At 74.0% G+C, this 26,547-nt stretch carries 16 protein-coding genes; 6 read left to right on the plus strand and 10 right to left on the minus strand.

Annotated features, from left to right (window positions below; all coding sequences use genetic code 11):
- Nucleotides 1-91: 91 nt before the first annotated feature.
- On the plus strand, nucleotides 92-1,816 hold the full coding sequence (locus H9L09_RS18190) for an NAD(P)/FAD-dependent oxidoreductase (RefSeq protein ID WP_187578227.1): 1,725 nt from the start codon (nucleotides 92-94) through the stop codon (nucleotides 1,814-1,816).
- Nucleotides 1,809-3,215 carry an adenylate/guanylate cyclase domain-containing protein gene (locus H9L09_RS18195; protein WP_187578228.1) on the plus strand — a complete coding sequence of 469 codons (1,407 nt, stop codon included), beginning with the start codon at nucleotides 1,809-1,811 and terminating at the stop codon, nucleotides 3,213-3,215. The genes H9L09_RS18190 and H9L09_RS18195 overlap by 8 nt, the downstream gene beginning before the upstream one ends.
- 48 nt (nucleotides 3,216-3,263) lie before the next feature.
- Here the strand turns inward: H9L09_RS18195 and H9L09_RS18200 are convergent, their stop codons facing one another.
- Both H9L09_RS18200 and H9L09_RS18205 read right to left on the minus strand, forming a co-directional pair.
- Entirely contained in the window at nucleotides 3,264-3,788 is a 525-nt protein-coding gene (locus H9L09_RS18200) for a 2'-5' RNA ligase family protein (protein WP_187578229.1), read from the minus strand.
- A 209-nt stretch (nucleotides 3,789-3,997) separates the two neighbouring features.
- Nucleotides 3,998-5,098 (minus strand): baeRF2 domain-containing protein, encoded by a 1,101-nt coding sequence (locus tag H9L09_RS18205; RefSeq protein ID WP_187578230.1) that lies wholly within the window; start codon nucleotides 5,096-5,098, stop codon nucleotides 3,998-4,000.
- A gap of 190 nt (nucleotides 5,099-5,288) precedes the next feature.
- Here H9L09_RS18205 and H9L09_RS18210 point away from each other — a divergent pair, with 190 nt between their 5' ends.
- Nucleotides 5,289-6,296 (plus strand): YihY/virulence factor BrkB family protein, encoded by a 1,008-nt coding sequence (locus H9L09_RS18210; protein ID WP_223164115.1) that lies wholly within the window; start codon nucleotides 5,289-5,291, stop codon nucleotides 6,294-6,296.
- Between the two features lie 74 nt (nucleotides 6,297-6,370).
- Here H9L09_RS18210 and H9L09_RS18215 read toward each other — a convergent pair whose 3' ends face one another.
- The 3 genes from H9L09_RS18215 to H9L09_RS18225 form a co-directional block, all read right to left on the minus strand.
- The gene (locus tag H9L09_RS18215) at nucleotides 6,371-7,552 is read right to left on the minus strand and encodes a PP2C family protein-serine/threonine phosphatase (RefSeq protein ID WP_187578231.1); all 1,182 of its coding nucleotides are present in this window, start codon (nucleotides 7,550-7,552) and stop codon (nucleotides 6,371-6,373) included.
- The gene (locus H9L09_RS18220) at nucleotides 7,549-8,364 is read right to left on the minus strand and encodes an alpha/beta fold hydrolase (RefSeq protein ID WP_187578232.1); all 816 of its coding nucleotides are present in this window, start codon (nucleotides 8,362-8,364) and stop codon (nucleotides 7,549-7,551) included. The genes H9L09_RS18215 and H9L09_RS18220 overlap by 4 nt, the downstream gene beginning before the upstream one ends.
- A gap of 115 nt (nucleotides 8,365-8,479) precedes the next feature.
- Entirely contained in the window at nucleotides 8,480-9,325 is an 846-nt protein-coding gene (locus tag H9L09_RS18225) for a glycerophosphodiester phosphodiesterase (protein ID WP_187578233.1), read from the minus strand.
- 306 nt (nucleotides 9,326-9,631) lie between these two features.
- Between H9L09_RS18225 and H9L09_RS18230 the strand changes: the two genes are divergently transcribed.
- A complete protein-coding gene (locus tag H9L09_RS18230; protein WP_187578234.1) occupies nucleotides 9,632-19,231 on the plus strand; it encodes a calcium-binding protein in 9,600 nt (3,199 codons plus the stop codon).
- A gap of 33 nt (nucleotides 19,232-19,264) precedes the next feature.
- On the opposite strand, the gene H9L09_RS18235 is transcribed toward H9L09_RS18230, so the two are convergent.
- The 5 genes from H9L09_RS18235 to H9L09_RS18255 all read right to left on the minus strand — a co-directional run bounded on the left by H9L09_RS18235 (nucleotide 19,265) and on the right by H9L09_RS18255 (nucleotide 25,279).
- The gene (locus H9L09_RS18235; protein WP_187578235.1) at nucleotides 19,265-19,885 is read right to left on the minus strand and encodes an endonuclease; all 621 of its coding nucleotides are present in this window, start codon (nucleotides 19,883-19,885) and stop codon (nucleotides 19,265-19,267) included.
- An 88-nt stretch (nucleotides 19,886-19,973) separates the two neighbouring features.
- A complete protein-coding gene (gene selB, locus H9L09_RS18240; RefSeq protein ID WP_187578236.1) occupies nucleotides 19,974-21,728 on the minus strand; it encodes a selenocysteine-specific translation elongation factor in 1,755 nt (584 codons plus the stop codon).
- A gap of 8 nt (nucleotides 21,729-21,736) precedes the next feature.
- Nucleotides 21,737-23,077 carry an L-seryl-tRNA(Sec) selenium transferase gene (gene selA, locus H9L09_RS18245; protein WP_187578237.1) on the minus strand — a complete coding sequence of 447 codons (1,341 nt, stop codon included), beginning with the start codon at nucleotides 23,075-23,077 and terminating at the stop codon, nucleotides 21,737-21,739.
- Between the two features lie 87 nt (nucleotides 23,078-23,164).
- On the minus strand, nucleotides 23,165-24,586 hold the full coding sequence (locus H9L09_RS18250) for a sensor histidine kinase (protein ID WP_187578238.1): 1,422 nt from the start codon (nucleotides 24,584-24,586) through the stop codon (nucleotides 23,165-23,167).
- 3 nt (nucleotides 24,587-24,589) lie between these two features.
- Nucleotides 24,590-25,279, minus strand: coding sequence for a response regulator transcription factor (locus H9L09_RS18255; RefSeq protein WP_187578239.1), 690 nt, complete (start codon nucleotides 25,277-25,279; stop codon nucleotides 24,590-24,592).
- Nucleotides 25,280-25,419: 140 nt separating this feature from the next.
- Between H9L09_RS18255 and H9L09_RS18260 the strand changes: the two genes are divergently transcribed.
- On the plus strand, nucleotides 25,420-26,184 hold the full coding sequence (locus tag H9L09_RS18260) for a hypothetical protein (RefSeq protein ID WP_187578240.1): 765 nt from the start codon (nucleotides 25,420-25,422) through the stop codon (nucleotides 26,182-26,184).
- A gap of 26 nt (nucleotides 26,185-26,210) precedes the next feature.
- Nucleotides 26,211-26,531: a PepSY domain-containing protein gene (locus H9L09_RS18265; protein WP_187578241.1), complete on the plus strand. Its 321-nt coding sequence runs from the start codon at nucleotides 26,211-26,213 to the stop codon at nucleotides 26,529-26,531.
- Nucleotides 26,532-26,547: the final 16 nt, after the last annotated feature.

The following is a 26,547-nucleotide window of genomic DNA, read 5'->3' on the forward strand; positions in this document are numbered from 1 at the left end:
GCAGCCAGGCAACGCCTTTCGGAGGTTTTCGGGGGCGATGGAGGGGTTGTCCCGGTGGCCGCTGCGGTGCCGGACGGTCCACCCTCGGGACATGGAAGCTGTCGATGCAGGAGGAGCCGGTCGCCTCCGCCCCCTGATGCTCGCGGTGGTCGCCGACACCCGCCAGCTCGACCGGATCGAGGACGAGCTCCAGCAGGCCTTCAGCAGCGAGTTCCGCGTCCGCGGCGAGCAGACCACCGCGGACGCCGTACGCCTGCTCGACCGGGCCCGCGACCAGCAGCAGCCGGTGGCAGTCGCGCTGGTCGACTACGACCTCGGGGAGCATGACCGCAACGAGGTGCTCGCCCGGGTGCGGTCGCTGCACCCCGACGCCCGCCGGGCGATGCTCGTCCACTGGGGGTCGTGGGCCGACCGTGAGACCGCCAGCGCCGTGCTCCAGGCGATGGCGGTCGGGGACATCAGCTACTACGTGCTCAAGCCGTGGACCACCCCCGACGAGCTCTTCCACCGGACCGTCGCGGAGTTCGTTCAGGAGTGGAGCCGCAGCGACCCCTCGACGATGCGCGAGGTGGTCGTGGTCGCCGAGCTGCGCTCGCCGCGGGCCTCGGCGATCCGCAGCCTGCTGACCCGCAACGGCATCCCGCACTCGTTCCGGGAGGTCGGCTCCCCGGCCGCCGCGGCGGTGCTGCGGGCGGTCGAGCAGCAGGTCACCCGAGCGTCCGCGGCGGAGGTGCTGGTCTGGATGCCCGCGCTCGGCGGCAAGGTGCTGCTGGACCCGACGGACGTCGAGGTGGCGCAGGCGTGGGGGGTCGCGACCACGCTGCCGCCGGACGACCGGGACTTCGACGTGCTGGTCATCGGTGGAGGGCCGGCCGGTCTCGCAGCCGCGGTCTACGGCTCCTCGGAGGGACTGCGCACGCTGGTCGTCGAGCGCGAGGCGATCGGCGGACAGGCCGGCTCCAGCTCGCTGATCCGCAACTACCTCGGCTTCAGCCGCGGGATCAGCGGTGCCGACCTGGCCCAGCGTGGCTACCAGCAGGCGTGGGTGTTCGGCACCTACTTCCTGTTCATGCGGGAGGTGGAGCACCTCGACGTGGGCGACGGCGTGTTCACCGCCACGATCAGCGACGTCGGCCAGGTGCGGGCCCGGGCCGTGGTGCTCTCGAGCGGTGTGTCCTACCGCCGGCTCGGCGTCCCGGACCTCGAGGCGCTCAGCGGCGCCGGGGTCTACTACGGCGCCAACGTCTCCGAGGCCCAGGGACTCACCGGACTGCAGGCGGTGGTGGTCGGCGGCGGCAACTCCGCCGGGCAGGCGGTGGTGCACCTGGCCCGCTACTGCGAGCAGGTCACCCTGGTGGTCCGGGGCGACGACCTCGGCCAGGGCATGTCCGCCTACCTCGTCGAGACCGTGCAGGCCGCTCCCAACGTCGTCGTCCGCCTCGACGCGGAGATCACCGGCGGCGGCGGCGACGGCCGGCTCGAGCGCGTGGTCATCCGCGACCGCAGCAGCGGCGTGGAGGAGCCGGTCCACGCCGACGGCCTCTTCGTGATGATCGGGGCGGAGCCGCGCACCTCCTGGCTGCCGGTGTCGGTGGGCCGGGACCGGCTCGGCTTCGTGCTCGCGGGGACCGACGCGTCGGCCAGCGGGCGATGGACCGAGGACCGGGTGCCCTTCCCCTACGAGTCCACGCAGCCCGGGCTGTTCGCGGTGGGGGACGTCCGGTCGGGGTCGGTGAAGCGGGTGGCCTCGGCTGTCGGCGAGGGGTCGGTGGTGGTCTCCCAGCTGCACCAGCTGTTCAGGCAGCCCCATGGCTGAGCCGGCCGCAGGGGAGGGACGCCGCGGCCTGCCCACGTCGTCGCGGCTGCTGCTCATCGGCGCGATGCTGCTCGTCCCGCTGCTCGGCTTCGCGCTGCTGATGCGGCAGCCGTCGCTGGACCTGCGGTGGGAGCACCATCCCACGCACTTCTGGCTGGTGCTGACCACCGCCGCGCTCAGCGCCGTCCTCGCCTATGCCACCGGCGCCGCGGCCGAGCAGCGCGGGGACGCCCGGGTGCTCTGGGTGTCCCTGGCCTTCCTGTCCGCCGCCGGCTTCCTGGGCCTGCACGCGCTGGCGACCCCCGGGGTGCTGCTGATGACCGCGAACACCGGCTTCGTGGTGGCCACCCCGGTGGGGATCGCGCTCGGTTCGGTGCTCGCCGTGGTCTCCTCGCTGGACCTCTCCGGTGCCCGGGCCGTGCGCATGGTCCGGCGCGGTCGGCAGGTACGCCTCGCGCTCCTTGCGCTCATGGTGCTGTGGGCGGTCTTCTCGCTCGCCCGGTTGCCGCCGCTGCAGGCCGACCAGATCGTTCCCGAGCAGGCCGACGGGGTGCTCGGCGCGCTCGCGGTGCCCGCCATCGTCCTGTACGCCGTCGCCGCCGGGCGCTACGTGCGGCTGTGGCGGCGCCGGCCCTCGCTGATGCTGCTCTCGATGCTGGCGGCCTTCGTGCTGCTCGCGGAGGCGATGGTCGCCGTGGTCTTCGCGCGCAACTGGCAGCTGTCGTGGTGGGAGTGGCACGTGCTGCTGCTCGCCGCGTTCGTCCTGGTGGCGCTCGGCGCACGGCTGCAGTGGCACGAGGAGCGCTTCGCCGATCTCTACCTGCAGGACACCTCCGCCGGGCGCCGGGAGATGAGCATCCTCTTCGCCGACCTGCAGGGCTTCACGACGTTCTCGGAGCGCCACGAGCCGGCCCAGGTCACCGCGATGCTCAACGCCTTCTTCGAGGTGGCGGTCCCTCCGGTGGTGCACCGTTTCGGCGGGGAGATCGACCGGATCATCGGGGACGCGCTGATGGTGACGTTCAACAAGCGCGGCGACCAGCCCGACCACGCGGTGCGCGCCGCACGAGCCGGCCTCGCACTGCAGGAGGCGACGGCGGCGGTGGTGGCGCAGCACCCGGACTGGCCGCGTTTCCGGGTCGGCATCAACAGCGGGGAGGTCCTGGTCTCGCTGCTCGGCACCGAGGGCGGCCGCACGCACACGGTGATCGGGGACGTCGTCAACTCCGCCTCGCGGATCGAGGGCAAGGCGCCGGTCGGCGGCGTCGCCATCGGGCCCGGTACCAAGGCGCTGCTGCCGACCGCGGTCACCGAGTCGTTGGGGAAGCTGGAGCTGAAGGGCAAGGCCGAGCCGCTCGAGGTGCATCTGCTGCGCCGGCTCGACGCCGCCGTCGGATGAGCCGGGCGGTGGGGGCCGGCGCGTGGGCGGCTGCGGCGACGACGGGGCTCAGACCACGTGGGGCAGCGGGTGCCGTACGCCGGTGCTCGTGTCGATGAGCGCGGCGTGGTCGAAGGTCAGCAGCAGCGGCAGCACCTCGAAGGCCAGCCGGGCGACCACGGGAAGCTCCTCGAGGTGCAGCCGCGGAGCCAAGGTCAGGTGCGGCGTCCACGAGCCGGGCTCGTAGTTGCGGTGCAGCTCCGCCGGGGTCGTCCGGATCGCTCGCACCACCGCCTCCTGGCGCCGTGCGAGGTCGCTGGAGGCGGCCGGCGCCAGCCAGCAACGGCTTCGGCGGAACATCCCGAGCGCGTCGAAGGGCAGCGTGGTCGGTCCCGCGTCGGGCAGCCCGGCGACCGCCGTACGCACCTGCGCGAGGTCGTAGTCGAGCAGCGAGGCGAACGTCAGGTGCGGCACGTGGTGGCCGTGGGTGTGGCTGAGCAGCGTCCCGATCCCGGCGTCCTCCAGGCGCCGCCACAGGGCCCGGAGCGCGAAGTCGGACGCGGAGTCGGCCAGCAGGCACACGGAGAGGGCCATCGCGTTCAGGCCTCCCGCGGCTCGGCGGCGCCGGTACGCCGCGTCGGTGCTCTCATGTGCCGGATTGTCGCAAGCCGACGGCCGGCTCCGGCGTCATTGACGCGACCCGACGCGACCGGACCGCCAGCGCGGTCGACTCGGCGGCGCGAGGCGACGGGCCCGAGGGACGGATGCGCTGGGACGGATGCGCTGGGACGGGCGCGAACCACCTAGCGCGTGCCGGTGCCCTCGGCGGGCTGGTCCCACCTCAGCAGTGCGGCGACCGGGCGGCCGCCGAGCGCCTCGGCGCGCTCGACGGCGACGTCCGCGCCGGTCAGCGCAGCGGCCGCGATCAGGGCCCGGTCCGCCGGGACCTCCTTGAGCACGGGGAACTCGCCGAGCATCAGCCCCGGGTGGTCCCGGGGCCGCAGCGTCCGCTCCGCGGCCGCCTCCGGGTCCAGCAGCAGCGTGTCGACCTGGCCGCGCACGAACGCGTCGGCGACCTCGTCGACGTCGACGGCGACCGCCTCGTGGCGGCCGAGCCGGTCCTCGAGCGTCTGCGCGAGCTCGGTACGCCGGGCCACGGCGTGGTCGAACAGCGCCTCCCGGATCGCCTGCTGCCTCGCCTCGACGCCGCCGTCCTCGGCGCGGGTGCCGGTCTGCAGGTGCACCACCTCGGCCGGCGTGCCCTCGAGGCCCTTCCTGACCTCGCCGACGGCGTGCGGATCGCCGGCGAGCAGCACCAGTCGCGGGCCGCTGCGCACGCGGGAGAGGACCTCCTCGGCGACCGCCTCGGCATTGCGCCGCCAGACGTTCTCGGTGACCCTCTGGTAGCGCATCTGGGACCAGCCGCCGGAGGGCACCTTGTGCACGTGCCAGGTCTCGCCGCCGGGGGAGGTCTCGACCACCGGCTCGGGTACGTCGGAGCTGTAGACGCCCACGTCGCCGCCCTCGTGGTCGACGAGCGCGAGCACGAACGGGGTGGCGCCGTCCTCGGCCTCGATCCAGGCGCTGATGTCGGGGAGCGGACCCCAGGACACGCGCGGCCGGCTCACGCGGGTGTGCACGACCCGGTCGAAGAGGACCCCCTCCGGGTTCGCCACCACCGTCCGTGCCACCGGGGCCGGCTCGCCGACGTCGGCCCTGAGGCGGTCGGCCACGGCGGCCACCACCGCCTCGTAGGCACCTGCCTCGAGGAGCTCCCGGCAGGCGTCGCGGACCCGGATCTCGTGCTCGTGGGCACCACTCTGGGTGTCTTGGCTGACGTCGACGGTGACGCTCGCGAACGGGCCCGCGGACTGGTACATGTCTGCCAGGAGTGTCGTCCTCATGGATCTTGTCTACTCCGCCGCACGCCTCCACGACGGCGAAACCCTGGCGTCGACAGCACGGCGGCGCGACAACCCCGGAGCTTCGTCCGGCTTGCGTGGATCCGTGGCGGCGGCCCGCCTCGAGGACCGGCAGCAGGCCGGGCCCCGGGTTCTCCCGAGAAGGCCCGCCTCGTCCGGCTAGCGTGGGCCTGTGCCCGGGTTGGTGGATCGATTCGACGAGCTGCAACGGCGTCGCCGTGCCCTCAGCATCCCGCTCGGCGTGGTCTACAAGTTCTTCGACGACCAGGGCGGCTACCTCGCGGCCATCCTGACCTACTACGCGTTCCTGGCGATCTTCCCGATCCTGCTGATCGCCTCCTCGGTGCTGGGCTTCCTGATCCAGGGCGATGCGCAACTGCGCCAGACGATCCTGGACTCGGCACTCGGGCAGTTCCCCATCGTCGGCACCCAGCTCGGCCTTCCCGAAGGGCTGCGCGGCAGCACGTCGGCGGTGGTGGTCGGTGCGCTGACCGCCCTGTACGGCGTCGTCGGGCTCGGCCAGGCGGCGCTGAACGCCGTCAACACGACCTGGGCCGTGCCGCGCAACAGCCGTCTGAACCCGGTGATGAGCCGGCTCCGCAGCCTCGGGCTGATGGTGGCGGCCGGCCTCACTCTGCTGGCGCTCGCGGTGCTGTCGACGGTGGCCAGCAACGTCGACGCCTTCAGCGAGCGGGTGGCGGCCTGGCTGCAGGTGCTGGCGCCCCTGGCGTCGGTGGCGATCACGGCCGTCGTGCTGTCGCTGATGCTGGCCGTGGCGACCCAGCAGCGGCACCGGTTCCGGACGGTGCTGCCCGGCGGCATCACCATCGCGGTGCTGTGGCACGTGCTGCAGCTCTTCGGCGGCATCTACGTGAGCGGCGTGATCAACCGCGTCAGTGAGATGAACGGCGTCTTCGCGGTAGTGCTGGGGCTGATCGCGCTGATCTACCTCGGATCGGCGTCGGCGGTGATCGGCATGGAGATCAACGTGGTCCTGGCCCGCGACCTGTATCCCCGGGCGCTGTTGACGCCGTTCACCGACGCGGTGGAGCTCACCGACGCCGACCGGCGGGTCTACACCGACTACGCGCGGGCCCAGCGGCACAAGGGGTTCGAGCAGGTCGAGGTGACCTTCCGCCCTCGGGACGAGGCCGCTGAAGACAGGTTGCGCGGCACCTGATCAGGGCAGGTCGCCCAGCCTCCGACGGGGACAGGTCGCCCAGCGTCCGACGGGGACAGGTCGCGCCATACCTGTCAGCCGGGCACGCCGAGCGCCACGACCGCGACGTCGTCGCGGGGGTTCCCGTGCTGGAACATCACGACGTCCTCGAGCACGGCCGAGGCGAGCTCCTCGGTGGAGCCCCGGTGCCGCTCGGCACACGAGCGGAGCCGCGCGTCGCCGTACAGCTCGCGATCGCGCCGGCCCTCGGTGACCCCGTCGGTGAACAGCAGCAGCTTGTCCCCGACGCCCAGGGTGAGCCGGCGGTCCTCGAAGCGCGCGTTGTCCAGGACCCCGACCAGAGGTCCCGAGCCGCTGACCGGGACCGCCGGAGAGCCGGGGGAGAGCAGCAGCGGAGCCGGGTGCCCGCCGGAGCCGAGCGTCGCCCGCCAGGTGGCCCCCTGCCGCTGCAGACGCACCAGGACGACGGTGCAGAACCGGTCGGTCTCGTGGACGAGCAGCACCTCGTTGAGCACCGCCAGCGCCTGGCTCGGCGCGTGCAGACCGATGACCACCGCGCGCAGGGTGTGCCGGACCAGCGAGGTGACCACCGCGGCCTCGACACCCTTGCCGCACACGTCTCCCAGCACCACCACCCAGTCGTCGGGGCCGATCTGGAAGGCGTCCCAGAAGTCGCCGCCCACCTCCGCGCCGTGGCCGGCCGGCCGGAAGGCCGCGGAGAAGTCGAGGCCGGGGATCGTCGGTGGGGCGGGCGGCAGCAGGGTCTGCTGCAGCGTCCGGGCCAGCTCCCGGGCCCGCAGCTCCGAGGCCTCGGCGCGCTGCTTGGCGAGCAGCAGCTCCTGCTCGTAGCGCCGCCGTTCGGTCGCGTCGAGGAGGACGACGCGAGCGGCCCGCGGCTCGCCGTCCGGGTCGCGGTCCAGCACCGCGTTGATGAGGACCGGCAACCGGCTGCCGTCGGCGCGCACCAGCTCGAGCGCCACCTCCCGCACCTGGCCCTGCATCTGCAGCATCGGCGCGTAGTGCGTCTCGTGGTAGAGCCGGCCGCCCGGGCTGAGCAGGCTCACGAAGCTGCGGCGCCCGACCAGGTCCTCGCGCCGGTAGCCGGTCCAGTCGAGGAAGGTCTTGTTGACACGCACGAGCTCGCCGTCCGGCGTCGTCGACAGCAGCCCGCAGGGCGCCCGCTGGTAGAGCTCCTCGGGGTCGTCGTCGAGGAGGGCCTCCACCCAGCTCTGGGGCAGTCCTTCGGGTGGTGTCACCGTCGGGTCGGCGCCTGCGTGCGGAGGAAGGGCTCGATGGCGGCCACGGTCTCGCGGGGGGCGCTCAGGTTGGGGCAGTGGCCCGTGGCCTCGAGCATCGTCAGCGTGGCGTGCGGGACGGCGTCGCGCACGAACTCGCCCACCTGCACCGGCGCGATCACGTCGTTGGTGCACTGGAGCACCAGCGTCGGCACCGAGACGGCGGGCAGGTCGTCGCGGGAGTCGGAGAGGAACGTGACGCGGGCGAACTTCCGGGCGATCTCGGGGTCGGTGCGGCAGAAGCTCGCGGTGAGCTCCTGGCCGAGCTCGGGCCTGTCCTCGTTGCCCATGATGACCGGCGCCATGGCGCTCGACCAGCCGAGGTAGTTGCTGTCCAGCGAGTCGAGCAGCTCGTGGATGTCCTGCTCGGAGAAGCCGCCGACGTAGCCGTCGTCGTCGATGTAGCGCGGCGACGGCGAGACCATCACCATCGCCGCGAACCGTTCCGGAGCGGTGGTGACCGCGCGCACGCCGATCATCGCCGCCACCGAGTGGCCGACGAAGACGACGTCCTGCAGGTCGAGCGCCTCGCACACCGCGAGGACGTCCTCGGCGTATCCCTGCAGCGTGGAGTAGCGCTCCGGGTCGTAGTCGGAGAGGTCGGAGCCGCCGGCCCCCATCAGGTCGAAGGTGACGACGCGGTAGTCCGCGGTGAACGCGGGCGCGACGTAGCGCCACATGTTCTGGTCACAGCCGAAGCCGTGCACGAACAGCAGCGGCTGCGCGTCGGCAGGGCCCGTCACCGAGACGTTGTTGCGGGCGAGGGCGTCCATCCCGGCAGGCTAACCCGAGGAGGGCCGCGCGTGACAGCCGTGCCCCGGCCGCTACCCGCGTCCGCCGGCGCGGCCCCGACGACCAGGGCCGGCGTGCCGGTGCGGAGCGGGGAGCTCAGCCCGCGTTGCGGATCACCCGCGCGAGCACGGCCGGACGGTTCGTGATCACGCCGTCGCCGCCGATGTGCAACGCCCGCTTCATGTCGGCTGCGGCGTCGACGGTCCACAGGAAGACGTCCATGCCCTGCTGGTGCACGGCGGCGACGTACGAGCGGCGGGCCCGGGTGTGCGGGACGCCGATCACGTCGGCCCACGAGGAGAGACCCGCCAACCGGGTGCGCGCCGGCCGGCCGAGCAGCCCGATCCGGACCGCCGGCTCGAGCGTGGAGAACAGGCGCATCGAGTCGTAGTCGAAGGAGTGCACCAGCAGGCGCCGGGAGCGGACGCCCCAGGCGAACCAGCCCGGGAAGTCGTGCAGGGTCGCGGCGACCTCCGCCTCGACGCCCGGGTAGAGCTGCGGCTCCTTGATCTCCAGCAGCAGCCCCTGGCGGCGCTCGGCCAGGAGCTGCAGCACCTGGTCCAGGGTCGGGATGCGCTTCCCGGCGTACCGGTCGGACATCCAGGAGCCGGCGTCCAGCTGCTGGAGCTCGGCGTAGGTGAAGTCGCCGACATTCCAGGGCGCCCGGCCCGGGAAGACCTGCTCGACGTCGGTGGTGCGCGCGAGGCCGGCATCGTGCAGCAGCACGAGCCGGCCGTCCTTGCTGCGCCGTACGTCGATCTCCGCGAGCTGCCCGCCGTCCCTGATCCCGGCGCGGATCGAGACCAGGGTGTTCTCCGGCGCCCGGCTGCTGGCGCCGCGGTGAGCGATGTCCAGGGCCTGGGCGTCGGCCCGGGCGGCCGGCGCGGCGAGGAGGGCGGTGCCGGTGAGCAGCAGGGCAAGCAGAAGGCGTGGTGCGCGCATGGGGGTCCCAGGGTCCGAGATCGGCGGTTCGTCCGCACGAGGGTACGCCGCGCGGCGGCACCCGCCGGTCCGGAACCGTCCGGGGCCGCCGCACCCGCCCGGCCTGGCAGCACGACCGGTCCGCGGGACGCGAGCGGTCGTTCGGACAGTCCCGACGAGAGTCCTGACCATGCCCGGATAGCCCGAACGGATCATTTCGCGGCATCTGCGTGAAACAGGCCGATCTGTCCCTCCCCAGACGGACAAAAACCTCACTAACGTCGCGAAGGTCCCGGGGTCCGGGGCCGGACGGGGGAGGCCCACCGCATGCAGGTCAGCAGAGGTACGTCGATCGGGTCCAGCAACCGCCGGCGGCGCCGGTTCCGCCTGATCACCACCGCCGTGGCCTCCCTGGCCGTCGTGACCGCGGCCGCCGGACCCGCCTCCGCGGTCGTCGGCGTCCGCACCGCCGACGAGAAGCAGACCACGGAGCTCCGGGTCGGCGTGCTCGCGATGGCCACCACCATCGCCGCCGTCGGGCAGACGCCGGAGCTGGCCGAGCCGCTCCCGTTCACCCGCACCTCGCTCGCCGACGTGCTCGGCCTGGACGACGTGATGTCGACCGACCTCATCGGGGCGCTTGCCGGCACCGACCTCGAGACCGCGATGAACAAGGTGCCCGGCGTCAACGGCGCCGCGCTGAACAAGGACGGGACGAGCCTGACCTTCGGCTTCTCCCGCACGATCACGCAGCCGCTCGAGCTGGCCCAGGACGACGGCAACCTCCGCTTCGGGACGGCGGCTTCGGCCGGCTCGTTGACCGTGTCGCTGGCGACTCCCGCGAACGGCGAGAAGTTCGAGGTCCGGGTCGACGCCAAGCAGGACGACCCGCTGCTGAAGTTCGCGCTGGTCAGCCAGCCGGAGCTCGCGCTGACGGTCGACATCGACACCCCCGAGGTGGATCCGTTCACCGCGCGGGAGGGCTTCACCCAGGTCGACGTCACCGGGGGTCGCTACCGCATCCACCGCGACGCCTTGATCACGCTGCGCGACCCGGATGGCCGCGGCCAGCTGACGCTGGAGGACCTGCGCTACTCCACGCTCCCGGACCTGTTCCGCATCGAGCGCGACACGGAGACCGACCAGGTGGACGTCGGCTTCGACGTCGCGCTGCCCGACAGCGTCGCCGTCGCCGGTGGTGTGGCCAAGGACCGCACCGGCACCCTGACCGTCGGCGCCGCGCCCAAGGACGGCGTCTGGCCGACCGCGTCGGACGCCACCCGCACGTACGGCACCGCGCTGGACCAGGCGACCTCGCTGAGCGCCGTCGACGGGATCACCGCGCTGTCGAAGTACACCGGTGCCACGCTGGCGATCCAGGACGCCGCCGACGTGGGCTTCCCGCAGCTCTCGGGCGGCACCGGCGACCTGTTCGCCCCCGGGGACGAGCTGCTCGACCTGCTCTCCACCGCCGCGGTCGCCCAGATCCGCTGCGGCCTGGCGCCCGGCAGTCCGCCCTCCGGGACCCCGGCGCCCGGCGACACCGTCTACTGCCAGGCGGTCACCCCGGCCAAGCTCGGGCGGGTCACCGCCGCGACCTGGCACGTCAACGGGTCCGACGGCGCGCTCGTCGGCGCCGATACCGCCACCGCGCTGGCCGCGGTCGGTGCCAGCCCGGACGGCACGGTGCGGATCGACGGCTCCAACGGCGAGCCGGACCTGTCGGTCACGCTGACCGCCGGCGGCAAGCAGTTCACCGCCCGCACGCTCCCGCACACCGTCCAGGACGTCGTGGCCCGCATCGGCAGCCTCGGCGACCCCGCGGGTGACGGTCAGCAGCCTGCCGCGAGCGCCACCGTCGACCTCGCCGCGCAGCGGCTCGACGTCGACGTGGACCTGCGCAGGGGCTCCTCGAGCCAGGACCTCCCGATCGGCAACCCGGGCACCCTCGGCGCCCTGGTCGGCCTCACCGGCATGGAGGACGACGAGTCCGCGACGGTCAAGGCCACCGCGACCGACGCCCGCTTCGACCTCGGGTTCGGGGTCTCGACCGCGAAGCCCGTCGGCGAGCAGGACCGCGACACCGTGCTGCTGCCCGGCTCCGAGCAGCTGCTCAGCATCGGGTCGCTCACCGCCGGCCAGCCGCAGGGCGCCGACAAGGTCTCCGCACGCATCGGCTTCCTGGGCGTGGACGCCAAGGTGACCGAGGTGAAGCTGGGCCAGGACGGGACCACCGCCGTCGCGCTCTCGCTGGCCGACGGCGTCGGCGCCGACTCCGCCGCCGGCCTGCCGCTCGAGGACATCCTCGACGAGAGCGGCGCGCTGGACCCGAAGGCGCTGCGGCTCGACTCCACGATCACCGCCGGGATCTCCTTCACCGCCACCGAGCAGCAGATCCCGTCGCCCGGCGGCTACGCCACCGGCAAAACCGCCGGCAGCGGCTCGGCCGCCGTCAGCTGGGCCGCGGACGGCGTGCCCACCGTCGCGTTCGGCGCCGGGTACGACGCACTGCGCGTCTTCGACCCGGTGCCCGCCACGTTCCTCGAGGGCACCGCCACGGTCACGAAGGGCACCCCGGCGACCGCGGGCACCTCCGGCACCGCCGGCACCGCCGGCACCCCCGACCAGGTCAGCGTCACGATCACCGGCGGCGACCTCTACGACCGGCTCGGAGTCGCGGCGGGGGAGAACGTCGAGGTGGCCCGCCGCCTGATGGGTCCCGGCGTCGGCTGCCAGAACGTGCGGCTGCTCAGCGCCACGCAGCTCAGCTGCGACGGCCTCACCCCGCAGGGAGTCGCCGCCTTCGCCGACCAGCAGTCGGTGCAGCTGATCGTCCTCGGTGACCCGTTCGCCCTGCGCGACGGCATCCTCGAGGGCTTCTCCAGCGCGCTGAGCTCCTTCGAGCGACTCGACAGCGACCACGTCGACGGTGACGGCCTGGACCAGGACCAGTACACCTCCACGCTGCCGCTGGTGGCACTGACCCCGGCGCAGCTGGCGACCGAGCGCGGCCAGCTGCGCACGGCCATCGTGTCCCTGACCGACGCCGCCACCGAGGACGAGGGCGCGACCGACAGCGTCGGCCTGCCGCCGGTGTCCAGCGCCCAGGAGATGACCGCCGCGGTGCCGGACATCCTCGACGGCTCCACCGGCCTCACCTTCGACGTGGACGGCGACCGGCTCGGCGTCCAGATCGGGGCGGCCACCGGGGACAAGTCCCTGGACTCCTCGCTGCGGTTCTCGATCCCGCAGACCGGGCAGGTGCAGGGCACCGAGACGGTGAAGGTGCCCTACTACTCGAGCACCGAGCTCGCCATCGACGTCGCCACCGCCACTGCGCGGCCCGCCGTCGCCGACGGCACCGCCACCTCCTCGCACGTCCGGCTGAAGCTCGAGGGGCTGGAGGACGACACCCTCACGGTCGGCGCCGGGCAGCTGACCTCCGTCGGTGCCAGCTCGACCGCGCTGCTCAACCTCGACGTGACCACGGCGTACGCCGCCGGCAGCGGAGCCCTCGAGACCACCCGCACCACCGGCCGCGCGGGGAACATCGCCGCGGTGGCCGACCTCGTGGTGGAGGGCCAGGACACCTCGCTGCACTACGAGGCACCGCCCACCAGCTCCGCCGGCGGTGCCGGCACCGAGCAGCCCGCACCGGAGAACCTGCAGGTGCAGTTCGTCGCCGAGGGACTCGACGGCCTCGCGGCCGCGCTCGGCAACGCCCTCGACGGCGCGGCCCCACGCAACGCCGACGCCGACGGCTCGCCGGTCTCGGCCCCGCTGATCGGCACCGACCTCGACGCCGGCTCGGACGTCGCCGGCACCCTCGACCGGCTCACCACGAAGCTGCGCGACCAGCTCGGCGGGCTCGACACCGAGATCCCGGCCGACATGGAGGACGACCTGGTCACGGCGGTCAAGGCCGCTGTCGCCGACGCCGCCGGGGTCAGCCTGGACGCGACCGTCCCGGTGACCGCGGCGGTCACCTGCGCCGGCAAGGCCTGCGCCGAGGATGAAGGCCCCGACGTCTGGGACGAGGTCCAGATCACCCTGGCCGTCACCGGCGACTCGGTCACCAAGCCGATGCCGTTCGACCTCGGCCTGGCCGGCGTCAACGTCCGCTCCGACAAGGAGATCAGCACGACGACCTCCTGGAGGCTCCCGCTCGACCTGCGCCTGGTGCGCGACGTCGGCCCTCTGGTCGCCGTCAACGGCCCGCTGCAGGTCACCACCGACGCGGAGCTGCCGGCCGGCGGCATCCACGCCATCGTCGGGTACCTGCCCGCGGTGCTCACGGCGAAGGGCGGCCTGGACGCCAACCGGCAGGTGCGGGTCGGCGTCGACGTCGCTCCGGACAGCGGCGCCCGGAACACCTACGACCTGTTCGACCTCTACGACGGCAAGCTCCAGGCCAAGCCCAGCTTCCGTTCCGGCGACGGTCTGAACACCGAGACCGGTGTCAACCTGCACTTCGACACCTCCGCCTCCGGGGTCGGCACCTTCGACCTCTCCGGCGACATCAACGTGGACTGGTCGCCCGCAGGCTTCAGGGAGGTCACCTACGACGACGTGCTGATCGACATGGGTGGGGTGGTGGACTCGCTCGCGACCCCCTTCAAGGTGGTCGACCCCTACCTCGGGCCGGTCCGCGACGTCGTGGACGTGCTGCGCACCCCGATCCCGGTGGTCTCCGACCTCTCCCAGCTCGGCGGCGGCGACGAGATCAGCCTGCTCAGCCTGCTCGCCTCGCTCGGCGGCGGCGACGCCCGGCTGGAGCTGGCGGTCCGGGTCATCAAGCTGGTCGGCTTCACCGCCGACCTGGTCAAGGCCATCGCCGCCTTCAAGAAGGAGCCGGGCGCCACGGGCGTGCCGCTGCAGAACCTGGAGGGGGGTGGCGCGCTGCTCACGCTGGACCCCTCCGAGGTCGAGCTCGCCTCCTCGTGCAAGGAGACCGTGCGCACCACGACCGGCACGTCGGCGAACCCGAGGGTGACGCGCAAGACCGCGCCCTGCGAGGACGTCAACGAGAAGGCCGACCAGGCCGGCGGCGCCGGCCAGACCACCAACGAGAACCGCAAGGGCAGCCGCAAGCCCCTGAACCAGAGGATCAGCGAGACCACCAAGTCGGTCTCCGGCTCGACGCCCGGCTTCTCGGTGCCGTTCATGGAGGACCCCGACCAGCTCCTCGACCTGGTCACCGGTGAGGGTGAGGCGACGTACTTCCGGATGGACTTCGGCAGCCTGGTCGCCAGCGTCTCCTACACCCAGTCGTTCGGGCCGATCATGGCCGGACCGGTGCCGATCAAGCCGTTCGTCGGCGGGTCCATCTCCGTGGAGGGCCGGCTGGCCGTCGGCTTCGACTCCTACCCGCAGACCCTGGCCGTGCGGCGGCTCTCCCACCCCGGTGCGGTCACCGAGCTGGAGACCGCCTATCAAGGCTTCGACGGGGTGGAGCAGGGCGCTCCGGACGTCATCAAGGAAGGCTTCTACATCGACGACCTCGACGCCGACGGCATCGACGTCCCCGAGGTCAAGCTGGTCACCACCATCGAGGCGGGCGCCGGGGTCTCCATCGGCATCGTCACCGCCGGGCTCAAGGGCGGCATCACGCTCACCATCAACCTGGACCTCAACGACCCGAGCGGCGACGGGAAGCTGCGCACGGCGGAGATCCGCGACATCTTCGACGGCAACGCGAACTGCCTGTTCACGGTGAGCGCCACGCTCGAGGCGTTCATCTCGATCTTCATCGAGATCGACCTGCTGCTGTTCTCCGAGAGCTGGGAGTTCGACCTGCTCCGCCTCGGCCCCTACGACCTGTTCTCCTACGGCTGCGAGCCGAAGATCCCCGAGCTGGTCGTCTGGGAGAACGGCGCGCTGGCGCTGACCTCCGGTGCCCGGACCGGTCAGCGGGTCTCCGACACCGAGGACAACGCTGACGACTACGAGGTCCGCCAGTTCGACACCGGCGACACCATCACCTACGAGGTCACCGGGCTGAACTACGTCCAACGCGTGGAGGTGGCCAAGAAGGCCGACGCCAGCGGCTACCCGGTGACGATCTACGAGCCGGCCGTCGCGTTCTCCACCGCGGCCCGCACCGCGAGCCCGCCGACCTCCACGTCCCCGCACGTGGCGTCGCTGGACAGCGTCAAGTTCGTCGCCGACGGCGGCAACGCCGACGACACCCTGCAGTTCCTGCAGGGGGAGGCGTTCGACGACGACGGCGAGCTCGTGACCACCCCGTTCTCCGCTCCGGTGACCGCCACCGGCGGCGCGGCGAACGACGTGATCGTCACCGGTGACGGTGAGGACACGGTGAGCGGCGGCGAGGGGAACGACTCCCTCGACGCGGGCCTGGGCAGCGACAAGCTGTACGGCGGCGCCGGCGACGACCTGGTCGCCGGCAAGGCCGGCACCGACGACATCGACGGCGGCACCGGCAACGACCGGCTGCAGGGCGGCCCCGGCGCCGACCGGGTCGCCGGCGGCGACGGCGACGACTCGGTCCTCGGCGGCCCCGGCCGTGACGTCCGGGCCGAGCTGGTGGTCAAGTACGGCAACGACGCCGCTGAGATGGCCGGCGAGCAGGCTCGTCTCGGCTTCGACAGCGGCGACCTGCTCATCGGCGGCCCGGGCGTCGACACGGTCGACGGCGGCGACGGCTCCGACGTCGTGGTCGGTGGCGTGGCCACCTCGCTGACCGGCGGCACGCTGGGCTCCCACCTCGGGACCGGCAGCCGGGTGGTGAACGCGCTGGTCCAGAACAGCGACAAGACCGCCAGCCACCAGAAGGTCACCGTCACCTACCCGACGGTCACCGTCCCCGGCCCCGAGGCGCTGGACACGCTGTGCGACTCGGGTGTCCTGCAGACCGGGTCCACCGGCGCCGACTACGTGACCGGCGGCCCCGAGGCCGACGTGCTCGTGGGCAGCGAGGGCACCGACGTCCTCGACGGCGGCCAGGGCCCCGACGAGCTGTGCGGCCGCAACGGCGACGACCAGCTCAGCGGCGACGGGGCCGAGGAGCCGAGCAAGGTCGCGGCCGAGAACCTCGACGTGCTGCGCGGCGGCTGGGGCGACGACCGGATCGAGGGCGGCGCCGGCGACGACGTGGCCTTCGGCGACGACGTCTCCCTGTTCCGCTCCGGCGGACGGGTCCTCGACGGCAGCCTCGGGTCGAAGGCCGACGGCAACGGCGCGGACTACCTCGACGGCGGCGACGGCGCCGACACCCTCAGCGGTGGCGGCGGGTCCGACCAGGTCGTCGGCGGCTCCGGTGACGACACGACGTCCGGCGAAGGCACCGACACGGCGGCGCAGGGCGGCACCGCGCCCCCGGTGTCCCAGCGGCTCCTCGAGTGCAACCTGCAGACCCGCGTGGTCAACGGCTACGTCGACCTCAACGGTGACCTGCTCGGCGGCCCGACCGGTCTCGCCGGAGTGGCCCCCGACGACGGCCGGCTGGCCGGGCTCGAGGTCGAGGGCGGCCTGATCCAGAAGCTCGGCGGCACGACGGCGTACTCCGGGCTGCTCGACGGCGACCTGGTCGTCGTCGAGGGACGGGTCGACCTCGACCGCGACGGCGACCTGGCCGACTCGATGAACGAGACCGAGGCCGGGCAGGACACCGGCGTGATCGACCTGCCGTCGATGTCGGGCACCGGCACCAACACGGCCGGGGACTGCATCCTGGCCGGCGACGGCAGCGACCTGCTGCGCGGCGGCGCGGGATCTGACTACCTCGGCGCCGGCGACGGCGTGGACCTGCTCGACGGCGGCGACGGCAACGACCTCGCGCTCGGCGACGAGGGCACCGACGTGCTGCTCGGCGGCCCGCACCACGACGTGCTGGTCGGTGGGGTCGGCGACGACGAGCTCGTCGGCGGTGAGGGCGACGACCGGCTGCGCGGCAACGAGGGGGCTGACGCGATGGTCGGCGGCTCCGAGAACGCGGGCGCCAAGGACGGGCAGGACGTCCTGCTCGGTGGCCGTGACGACGACGTCACGGTCGGCGAGAACGGCACCGTGGTCAGCGCCGCGGTCGTCGGCGAGGTCTCCGGCGCGGCCTGGGCCGGTTCCTCGCTGGTGCCAAGCTCGGTCCTGGCCGGGGAGAGCTCCACCGCCCGCTTCGCCGGGAGCGCCGTGACCTGCGGCACCGCGGCAGCGAGCCGGTGGGTCACGCTGCTCCCCGGTGGTGCGGAGACCCGCACGCCGACCGCGTCACCGGGCACGCCGACCGCCTATGACGAGCTCTACGGCGGCTACGGCTGCGACTGGGTCTTCGGCTCGGCCGGCAACGACCTGGTCCGCGGCGGCCAGGACGCCGACGTGGTCGAAGGCGGTCCGGGAGCGGACCTGGCCTGGGGCGACGCGGGCGACGACACCGTGGTCGGCGGCAGCACCACCAGCCGGTCGGCGGCGGCCAAGGTCGTGACCGGCCGCTCGGGTGCCGGCGTCGCCGACGGTGCGGACGAGATCCGCGGTGACGGGGGTCCGGACGGCGAGGTCGGAAACGACGTGCTGGCCGGCGACAACGCCACCCCGGTGCGCCGGGCGGATGGCGGCTACGACCTGACGCTGCGCGACGTGGTGGTCGGCTCGGCGACGACGGCGAGCACGACGACGTACGGCGCCGACCTGCTCTTCGGCTCCGACGAGCTCGAGGCCGAGGGCGACGACTCCGACCGGATCTTCGGCCAGGGCGGCGACGACCTGGTCCGGGCCGGAGCGGGCGACGACTACGTCGAGGGCTCCTCCGGCCAGGACACCCTGTCCGGCGGCACCGGCGACGACGACCTGATCGGCGGCTCCTCGAGCACCGCGGGCACCCCGACCGCGGCGCGGCTCGCGGCGACGGTCGAGGACCTCGACGTCTCGGCCGCCACCGTCCAGGACGGCAACGACACGGTGGACGCCGGGGCCGGCGACGACGTGGTCCTCGGGGACAACGGCCGGATCACCCGGCCGGCGGGCACTACGTCGTTCCTGCTGAGCCTCACGCGCGACGTGGCGATGGCCGACGTCGCCGCCGGTGCCAGCTCGGGCTCCGACGTGCTGAACGGGGCGGAGGGCGACGACGTCCTCTACGGCCAGCTCGACGACACCTCCGCGGTGCTCGGCTCCGGCGACACCATCCGCGGCGGCGCCGGCGACGACGCGGTCGTGGCGGACCTCGCGGTCGTCACGCCCACCCCGGCGGCGACGCTGTCGGCGCAGAAGCGGCTCACCTCCAACAGCGGCATGCTCGACGAGACCGTCTACGTGACCGGCACCTCGGTGCCGGTGACGACGGGAACGTCCGCGATGGCGCGGGTCGGTGGCTCCGACGTGGTCTACGGCGACGCCGGTGACGACGTGCTCAGGCTGGGGGCGGGCAAGGACCTGGCCAACGGCGGTGAGAACGCCGACGTCGTGCTCGGCGGCGACGGGGACGACGCACTGTGGGGCGGTCGCGGCCACGACCGGCTCTTCGGCGGCTACGGGGACGACGACCTCGACCTCAAGCTGCGGGCCGGGCTGCCGGCGCTGTGGAGCAGCGTCGCCGGCGAGGAGGACTCCGACGGTCTGGTCGCCACCACCAACGGGGCCGACCTGGTCTACGGCGGCTGGGGCATCGACGAGATGCAGGCCGACCAGGGCGGGGCGGGACGGGAGCCGGGCACCGACCAGCTCGTGGACTGGATCGGCAACCACAACCTGTACTACGTCTGCGACGGCCCCTACGGCGCCGGCCGGGTGCTGCGACAGAGCAGTCCGGACGTGGTGCAGCTGCTCACCGACCTGGTCGTCGCCGCCGGCGGCACCGCGGTGACCAACCCCGGCACCCTGGGCTTCCTCGACCTGGGGATGGTCACCACCTCCGACAACAACGCCAACAACAAGCCGGCTCCGGGGGCGCCGGGCAACTTCACCTGCGAGGGCTGACCCGGGCGCACCGGCGCCGGCCCTCGCGCGGGATCACGTGGGGTCGGCGGCGAGGTGGGCCCGGGCCAGGGCCGCGGCGAGCTCGGCGACGCGGTCCTCCGGGACCAGCCCGGCGAGCGTGACCGGATCGGTGGGCAGCCCGAGGCGTTGGGCGGTCTCGAGGGCGCGGTCGTCGAAGAACGGCCGCACCTCGGGCCACACCGCCTGCACCTCGCGGCAGAAGATCCGGGCGCCGATCGGGCCGATCCGGGGGAACGAGCCGATCTCCTCGATCAGCGCGTCGGCGCCGCGCGCCCGGCTCGGCCGGGCCCGGCGCAGGTCGCCGTCGTACCCCTCCTGCAGGTGCCGGCTGAGGTTCTCCAGCTGGGTCGCGGTGCTCTCGTCGTAGCGGCGGTAGCCGGCGGCGCCGAGCGCGCGCACGCGCTGCTGCCAGCTGGAGGCGAGCATCCGCTCCGGGGTGCGCCAGCCCTGGGCGAACAGCTGCCGGGCGGCCTCGGTGGCGATGCCGGCGGAGATCCGCGTCGAGGACAGCATCGTGAGCACCAGCAGCCGGAACAGCGGCGCGGGCTTGTCGGTCAGCTTGATGCCGGCGGCTGCGGCGTACGTCGTGCCGTGCTCCTCCAGGAGTCGCCGGACGTCGGCCTTCGGATCCACGGGTGCTCCTCGGTCGGGGACCCGAGCGGTACCCGACCGCCCGCGACGCATGCCCGGCGCGGCGCCGGGTCGCGGCCGTGGGGACGGCTCAGACGACGGTACGGCGGTCGTCGGGCAGCCGCCGGGTGAGGCCGGACCGGTCGAGGTGGTCCAGCAGCGGGAGCACCACGCGCCGGGTGGTGCCGAGCCGGCCGCGGGCCTGGCTCGCGGTGAACGGCTGCTCCAGCTCGGCGAGCCACGCCACCGCGGTCCGCTCCGCCCCGGGCCGCAGCACGATCCCGGGCGCGACGCGCAGCAGCCGGCCGGCACGGACCGCCGCGGCGACCGCCCGGGCGTCGAGGCCGAGCTCGGCGAGCCGGTCGGCGGTCGGGGCCGCGAACGGCTGGTCGCGCAGGTCCTCCTCGACGGCGTCGACCGCCGCCTCCAGGGCGGGGGGCAGGCCGGTCGTGGCGCGCGGTGCGACGACCCGGCCCCGCTCCACCCGCAACGGGGGCCGGACCACTGCCTCGACCAGTGCCGGCGAGGGCAGCCCGACGGCGTCGGCCAGCGCGCCGACCGAGAGCGCCTGGTCCAGCGGCGCGGCCGCGGCGTGGCGCGCCACCGCCTCGGCGAGCGCCGCCGCGGCCGCGTCGGCCCGGTCCGCGCTCATCAGCCAGCCGTCCGCGAGCACCGCACCGGGGGGTGGTTGCCGGACCGGCACACCGATCCGGCGGAGCAGGTCGACGGTGGCCACCTCGCGTCGCTGCACCTCCGAGGCCAGGTCGGGCGCCCCGGTGAGCGGCGCGAGCACGGCCGCCCGCTGCCGGGACGCGCCGCGTCGTCGCAACGACGGCGGCGCCGGGTCCAGCACGGTGACCCCCCACAGCCGGCGGTCACCGGGGTCCCGGAGCAGCGCCTTGTCGCCGACCCGCAGCGGCAGCGGAGCGTCCAGGGTGAGCCGCACCAGGTCGTCGGCGAGCGGCCGGCAGTGGGCGCCGACCGCGGTCGCGCCGACGTGGAACATCGGCCGCTCGGGCGGGCCGGTCGCGGCGCCACTGAGCCGGACGTCGAGGACGTCGGTGCGGTGCCAGGCGCCGGCGCTGACCAGGGCGGCGCCGCGCTCGAGGCCGGACAGGTCCTCACCCACCAGGTTCAGCGCGACCCGGGCGACCCCGGTGGCGGCGGGGACGGTCCGGCCCAGCGACTGCACCCCGCGGACCCGGACCCGGGCGCCCCCGACGCTCAGCGTGTCGCCGCGGCTGACCGTGCCGGAGGGCAGCGTCCCGGTGACCACCGTGCCTGCCCCCTTGATCGTGAACCGGCGGTCCACCCAGAGCCGTACGTCGTCGGAGGGGTCGACCGGGGGCAGCCCCCGCAGCATCGTGGCCAGACGCCCGCGCAGCTCGTCGAGGCCGGCGCCGGTGCGGCCGCTCACCGGGACCACCGGGGAGCCGCGCAGCGAGGTGCGGGCCAGCTCGTCGGTGACCCGGGCGACCATCGGGGCTGGGTCGGCCAGGTCGGACCGGGTCACCGCCACCACGCCGTGGCCGACGCCGAGCGAGTCCAGGGCGGCGAGGTGCTCCGCGGCCTGCGGCATCCACGGGTCGTCGGCCGCCACCACGAACAGCACCGCCGGCACCGGGCCGATCCCGGCGAGCATCGTCGAGACGAACCGCTCGTGCCCCGGTACGTCGACGAACGCGACCTCGCCGAGCCCGGGCAGCTCGGTCCAGCAGTAGCCGAGCTCGATGGTGAGCCCGCGCCGGTGCTCCTCCTCGAGCCGGTCCGGGTCCGAGCCGGTGAGCGCGGTAACCAGCGTGGACTTGCCGTGGTCGACGTGACCGGCGGTGGCGACGACGTACATGCGGCCGCTCAGTCCCGTCCGGCGCCGGCCGGTGCCGACGTGGGGAAGTCCGGCTGCAGCGAGAGCGCGGCGGCGCGAACGGCGGCGACCAGCGCCTCCTCGTCCTGCGCCGGGACCGCGATCAGGTCCAGCAGCAGCCTGCCGGACTCGACGCGCCCGACGACCGGGACGGCCCCGGTGCGCAGCGGCGCGGCCAGCGCGGCCGGCACCGCCACCGCGGCGCTCGGCAGCTCGACGCCGGGGGCGCCACCGCCACCGACCGCGGCGACGGAGGGCACCGCCTCGGCGGGCAGCACGTCGGCCAGCAGGGCGGCGAGCCGGGTGGCGCGGGCGAGGAGCCCCTCGGCCGAGGCGACCAGCGCCGCGGCCACCGGGGGAGTCGGGCCGGTGAGCGTCGCCTCCAGCGCGGCCAGGGTGAGCTTGTCCACCCGCATCGCCCGGGCCAGCGGGTGCCGGCGCAGCGACTCGACGAGCCCGGCGGTGCCGAGCAGCAGCCCGCACTGCGGGCCACCGAGCAGCTTGTCCCCGGAGGCGGTGACCAGGTCGGCACCGGCACGCAGCGCGGCCGCCGCGCTCGGCTCGTCCGGCAACCGCGGGTGCGGGGCCAGCAGCCCGGAGCCGATGTCGACGACCACCGGCACCGGCAGGGTGGCGAGCTCGGCGACCGCGACCCCGGAGGTGAAGCCGGTGACCTGGAAGTTCGAGGGGTGCACCTTGAGCACGAAGGCGGTCTCCTCGTCGACGGCGGCGGCGTAGTCCGCGAGCCGCACCCGGTTCGTCGTGCCCACCTCGCGCAGCGTGGCGCCGACCGACTGCAGCAGCTCGGGGATCCGGAAGCCGTCGCCGATCTCCACCATCTCGCCGCGGGCGATCACCAGGTTGCGGCCGGCGGCGAGCGCGCAGGTGGCCAGGGCGAGCGCGGCGGCACCGTTGTTGACCACGTGCACCCCGCCGGCGTCGGGCACCGCCGCGGCGAGCGCGGCCATCGCCGAGCGGCCGCGGCGTCCGCGCTGCCCGGTGGCCAGGTCGAGCTCGACGTCGGTGGCGCCGGCCGCGACGGTGAGGGCCTCCACCGCGGCGGGGGAGAGCGGCGCGCGGCCGAGGTTGGTGTGCACCACGACGCCGGTGGCGTTGAGCACCCGGCGCATCCCGGCCGCGGTGGCCGGCAGGGACTGCAGGGCCACGTCGGCGACCGCCGCCGGGGCGACCTCGCCGGCCCGGCAGCGCTCGAGCGTGGCGACCACGGCCTCCTTGACGAGGCGGACGCCGAGCCGGTCGGCGGCGGCGCGCAACCGCGGGTCGGCGAGCACGTGGTCGGTGCGCGGCGTCGCACGCCGGGGGTCGTCCACGTGCAGCTCCTCCCTCGGTCGGCGGGGCCCGGCGGCGGACGCCGTACCCCGGCCCGAGAATAGGCCAGCCGCCCAACGCGATCGCGCTCAGGACGTCGCCACCGGGAGCTCCACCGCGAGGCGCGCCCCGGCGGAGGTGTCGAGCACCCGGATATCGCCGCCGTGCCGGCGCGCGATGCTCCGGGCGATCGCCAGGCCCAACCCCGTGCCGGCGCGGCCGGCCCGGTCGCTGCGGCCGGACGGGTCGGTCCCGTCGACCCCGCCGCCGCTCGCCAGCCTGGCCCGGCCGGGGTCCACTCTGGCGAACCGTTCGAAGACCCGCTCGCGCTGGTCGGCGGGGATGCCGGGGCCGTCGTCGCGGACCTCGAGGTACGCCGTGCGCTCGTCGCAGTGCAGCGACAGCCGGATCGTCGTCGACGCGTGGGCCAGCGCGTTGTCGAGCAGGTTGCGCACCAGCCGGCCGAGCTCGTCGGCACTGCCCCGCAGCGGCGCCGCCGAGACCGCGGAGGTGTCGACGGCCACTCCGGCCCGCCGGCCCTCGCGCGCGGCCCGGGACGCCTCCTCCAGCACCACCGCGTCGAGGTCGACCAGCCGGTGGTCGACGCTCTGCGGCCCGGCGTCGTCGCGGGCCAGCCACAAAAGGTCGCGGACCAGCCGTTCCATCGCCTCCACGTCGAGCAGCAGGTCCGGCGCCAGGGTCGGCCAGGCGGCGTCGTCGGGGTGCGCGAGCGCCACCTCGAGCTGCGCCCGCAGGGCGGTCAGCGGTGTCTGCAGCTCGTGGGAGGCGTCGCCGACCAGCTCGCGCTGCCGGGACAGAGCCGCCTCGAGCCGCGCCAGCATCGCGTTCATCGTCACCGCCAGCCGGCTCACCTCGTCGTCCGTCGCCGGGACCGCGAGCCGGTTCCCCGCCGCGTGCTCGGAGATCTCGGTCACCTCGCGTCTCAGGTCCTCGACGGGTCGCAGCGCCCGGCCGACCACCGCCCGGGCGCCGAAGGCGACCAGCACGAGGAGCAGCGGAATCCCCAGCAGGAGGCTGCGTCGCAGCGTCGTGACGGGTTCCCGGACGGACTCGGGACTGGCTCCGATGTACACCGTGACGGGTCCCTGGGCAGTGGATGCCCGCAGCACCCACACCCGGTAGTCCTCGACGTCGGAGTCGTCGGGTACGCCGTGCATCACGCGCAGCTCGGGGCCGGCCGAGGCTGGCGGGGTCCGCGACACCGGGCCGGCCCCGGCCAGCCCGGAGGAGGCGGCGAGCACGGTGCCGTCGGCGGCGACCACCTGGGCCATCCCGTCCTCGCCGACGTTGGTGATCCGGCGCGGCAGCCGGCCGGCCGCGGCCTGCTGCGCCAACGTCTCCGCCCGGGCCCGGGCGAGGGTGTCCCGGTCGTTGCGCAGCGAGTGGCCGAGCACGGCGAGCAGGCCCCAGGCGGCGGCGGTCAGCGCCACCGCGACGACGAGGGTCGCGAGCACGGTGATGCGACCGCGCACGGACACCGGCCACCGCACCGCTCAGCCCTCGGTATGCACGGGCTCGTCGGCGAGCCGGTAGCCGACCAGCCGGACGGTCTGAAGGCTGGCGGTGCCGAACGGCTGGTCGATCCGGCGGCGCAGCTGTGCGACGTACACCTCGACGATGTTCGGGTCGCCCTCGTAGCCGAAGTCCCAGACGTGCTCGAGGATCTCGCGCTTGGGCACCACCTCGCCGGCGCGGCGGATGAGGTACTCCAGCAGCGCGAACTGTCGCGGGGTCAGCTCCACCGGCGTCCCGTCGCGGCGCACCTGGTGGGTGGCGGGATCGAGCTCCAGCCCTCCGGCGCGCAGCACCGGCGGCCGGGTGCTGCCGCCGCGGCGCAGCAGTGCCCGCAGCCGCGCCAGCAGCACGACGTAGGAGAACGGCTTGGCGAGGTGGTCGTCGGCGCCGCTGTCCAGGGCGCGCGCCACCTCGGCGCTGTCGGTGCGCGCGGTGAGCATCAGCACCGGCGTCCAGTTCCCCGCGGCGCGCAGCCGGGTGCACAGCTCGATGCCGTCGAGGCCGGGCAGCATCACGTCGAGGACCATCACGTCGTACGGGTTCTCCCGTGCCAGCCACTCCGCCTCGGCTCCGTCGCCGGCGGTGTCCACGGCGAACCCCTCGGCCTCGAGCCCGCGGCGCAGGGCGTCGACGAGTCGCGCGTCGTCGTCGACCACCAGCAGCCGCATGCCCACAGCGTGACACGCGCCGGCTGAAGGCCCGCTGAGCCGCGACGACCCAGGATGAGTGTTCAGGCTGGCTTCAGCACCCGCGGAGCAGGATCGGGCGGGCCGGGCGTCGAGGTCCGGCCCGGACCGGGAGGTGCCAGATGAGGACGTCCACGACGAGAACGGCCACGATCGCGGTCTGCACGGTGGCGGCGGTGGGGCTCGGCGTGGCCGCGTCGGCCCAGGCGGGCGGCACGGCGGTGCACAGCTCCGCGAGCGCTGCCACCCGCAGCACCCCGCCGCCGCCGACGCTGCCCCGTCCCCGGGATTTCGTCAGGGTCGTCGACAACCCCTACCTGCCTTTCGTGCCGGGCACCCGCTGGGTCTACAAGGGGTACGGCGAGGAGGCCGGCGAGCGGAACGTCGTGATGGTGCTGCACCGGACCAAGGTGATCGAGGGCATCACCGCGACGGTGGTGCACGACGTGGTGCTGGAGGGCAAGAAGGTCACCGAGGACACCCGCGACTGGTACGCACAGGACCGGCTGGGCAACGTCTGGTACCTCGGCGAACGCAGCAAGGAGTTCCAGGACGGGAAGGTCGACACGTCCGGCTCGTGGCAGGCGGGCGTGAACGGCGCGAAGGCCGGCATCCTGATGCCGGCCGACCCGGTCCTCGACCGCAGCTACGCACAGGAGTTCGAGCCGGGCGACGCGGAGGACCAGGCCAAGGTGATCGACCTCGACGGCCAGATCGGAGTGCCGTTCGGGCACTTCGACCACGTCCGGGTGACGAGCGAGAGCTCGGCGCTGGAGCCGAAGGTGGTAGAGCTGAAGTTCTACGCGAAGGGCGTCGGTGTTGCGTCCGAGATCCAGACCAGCCCCCGGTACGCCCGGACCGCGCTGGTGAAGATGACGAAGCAGTGACCCGCAGGAGCAGAGGAGTGATGGGCATGAGGCGCACGCGGAAGCTGGTCGCGGCCGGCGTGGTCGGCACTGTGGTGGCGATCGGGGCCGGTGGAGCCGCCCTCGCCAGCGGGGCCGCGGACGGCGGTGACGACGGCGACGTCACGGTGACCGGGTCGCAGGCCGACCGGGCCACCAAGGCAGCACTCGAGATCACCGGCGGGGGACGGGCGAACTCGGTGGAACGCGACCCCGAGAACGGCGCCACCTGGGAGGTCGAGGTGACCAAGCCCGACGGCGACACCGTCGACGTGCGCCTGGACGGGCGCTACCAGCTGGTCGTGGTGGAGGGTGACTCGGGCAGCTAGGCACCTGCCACGCGGC

The sequence above is a fragment of the Nocardioides mesophilus genome (assembly GCF_014395785.1).
GTDB classification, from domain to species: Bacteria; Actinomycetota; Actinomycetes; order Propionibacteriales; family Nocardioidaceae; genus Nocardioides_B; species Nocardioides_B mesophilus.

Bases quoted from the DNA above. Each gene is read 5' to 3' on its own strand.
- H9L09_RS18190 (WP_187578227.1), top strand. From the start codon at position 92: ATGGAAGCTGTCGATGCAGGAGGAGCCGGTCGCCTCCGCCCCCTGATG.
- H9L09_RS18195 (WP_187578228.1), top strand. From the start codon at position 1,809: ATGGCTGAGCCGGCCGCAGGGGAGGGACGCCGCGGCCTGCCCACGTCG.
- H9L09_RS18200 (WP_187578229.1), bottom strand. From the start codon at position 3,788: ATGGCCCTCTCCGTGTGCCTGCTGGCCGACTCCGCGTCCGACTTCGCG.
- H9L09_RS18205 (WP_187578230.1), bottom strand. From the start codon at position 5,098: ATGAGGACGACACTCCTGGCAGACATGTACCAGTCCGCGGGCCCGTTC.
- H9L09_RS18220 (WP_187578232.1), bottom strand. From the start codon at position 8,364: ATGGACGCCCTCGCCCGCAACAACGTCTCGGTGACGGGCCCTGCCGAC.
- H9L09_RS18225 (WP_187578233.1), bottom strand. From the start codon at position 9,325: ATGCGCGCACCACGCCTTCTGCTTGCCCTGCTGCTCACCGGCACCGCC.
- H9L09_RS18230 (WP_187578234.1), top strand. From the start codon at position 9,632: ATGCAGGTCAGCAGAGGTACGTCGATCGGGTCCAGCAACCGCCGGCGG.
- selB (WP_187578236.1), bottom strand. From the start codon at position 21,728: ATGTACGTCGTCGCCACCGCCGGTCACGTCGACCACGGCAAGTCCACG.
- H9L09_RS18255 (WP_187578239.1), bottom strand. From the start codon at position 25,279: ATGCGGCTGCTGGTGGTCGACGACGACGCGCGACTCGTCGACGCCCTG.
- H9L09_RS18260 (WP_187578240.1), top strand. From the start codon at position 25,420: ATGAGGACGTCCACGACGAGAACGGCCACGATCGCGGTCTGCACGGTG.
- H9L09_RS18265 (WP_187578241.1), top strand. From the start codon at position 26,211: ATGAGGCGCACGCGGAAGCTGGTCGCGGCCGGCGTGGTCGGCACTGTG.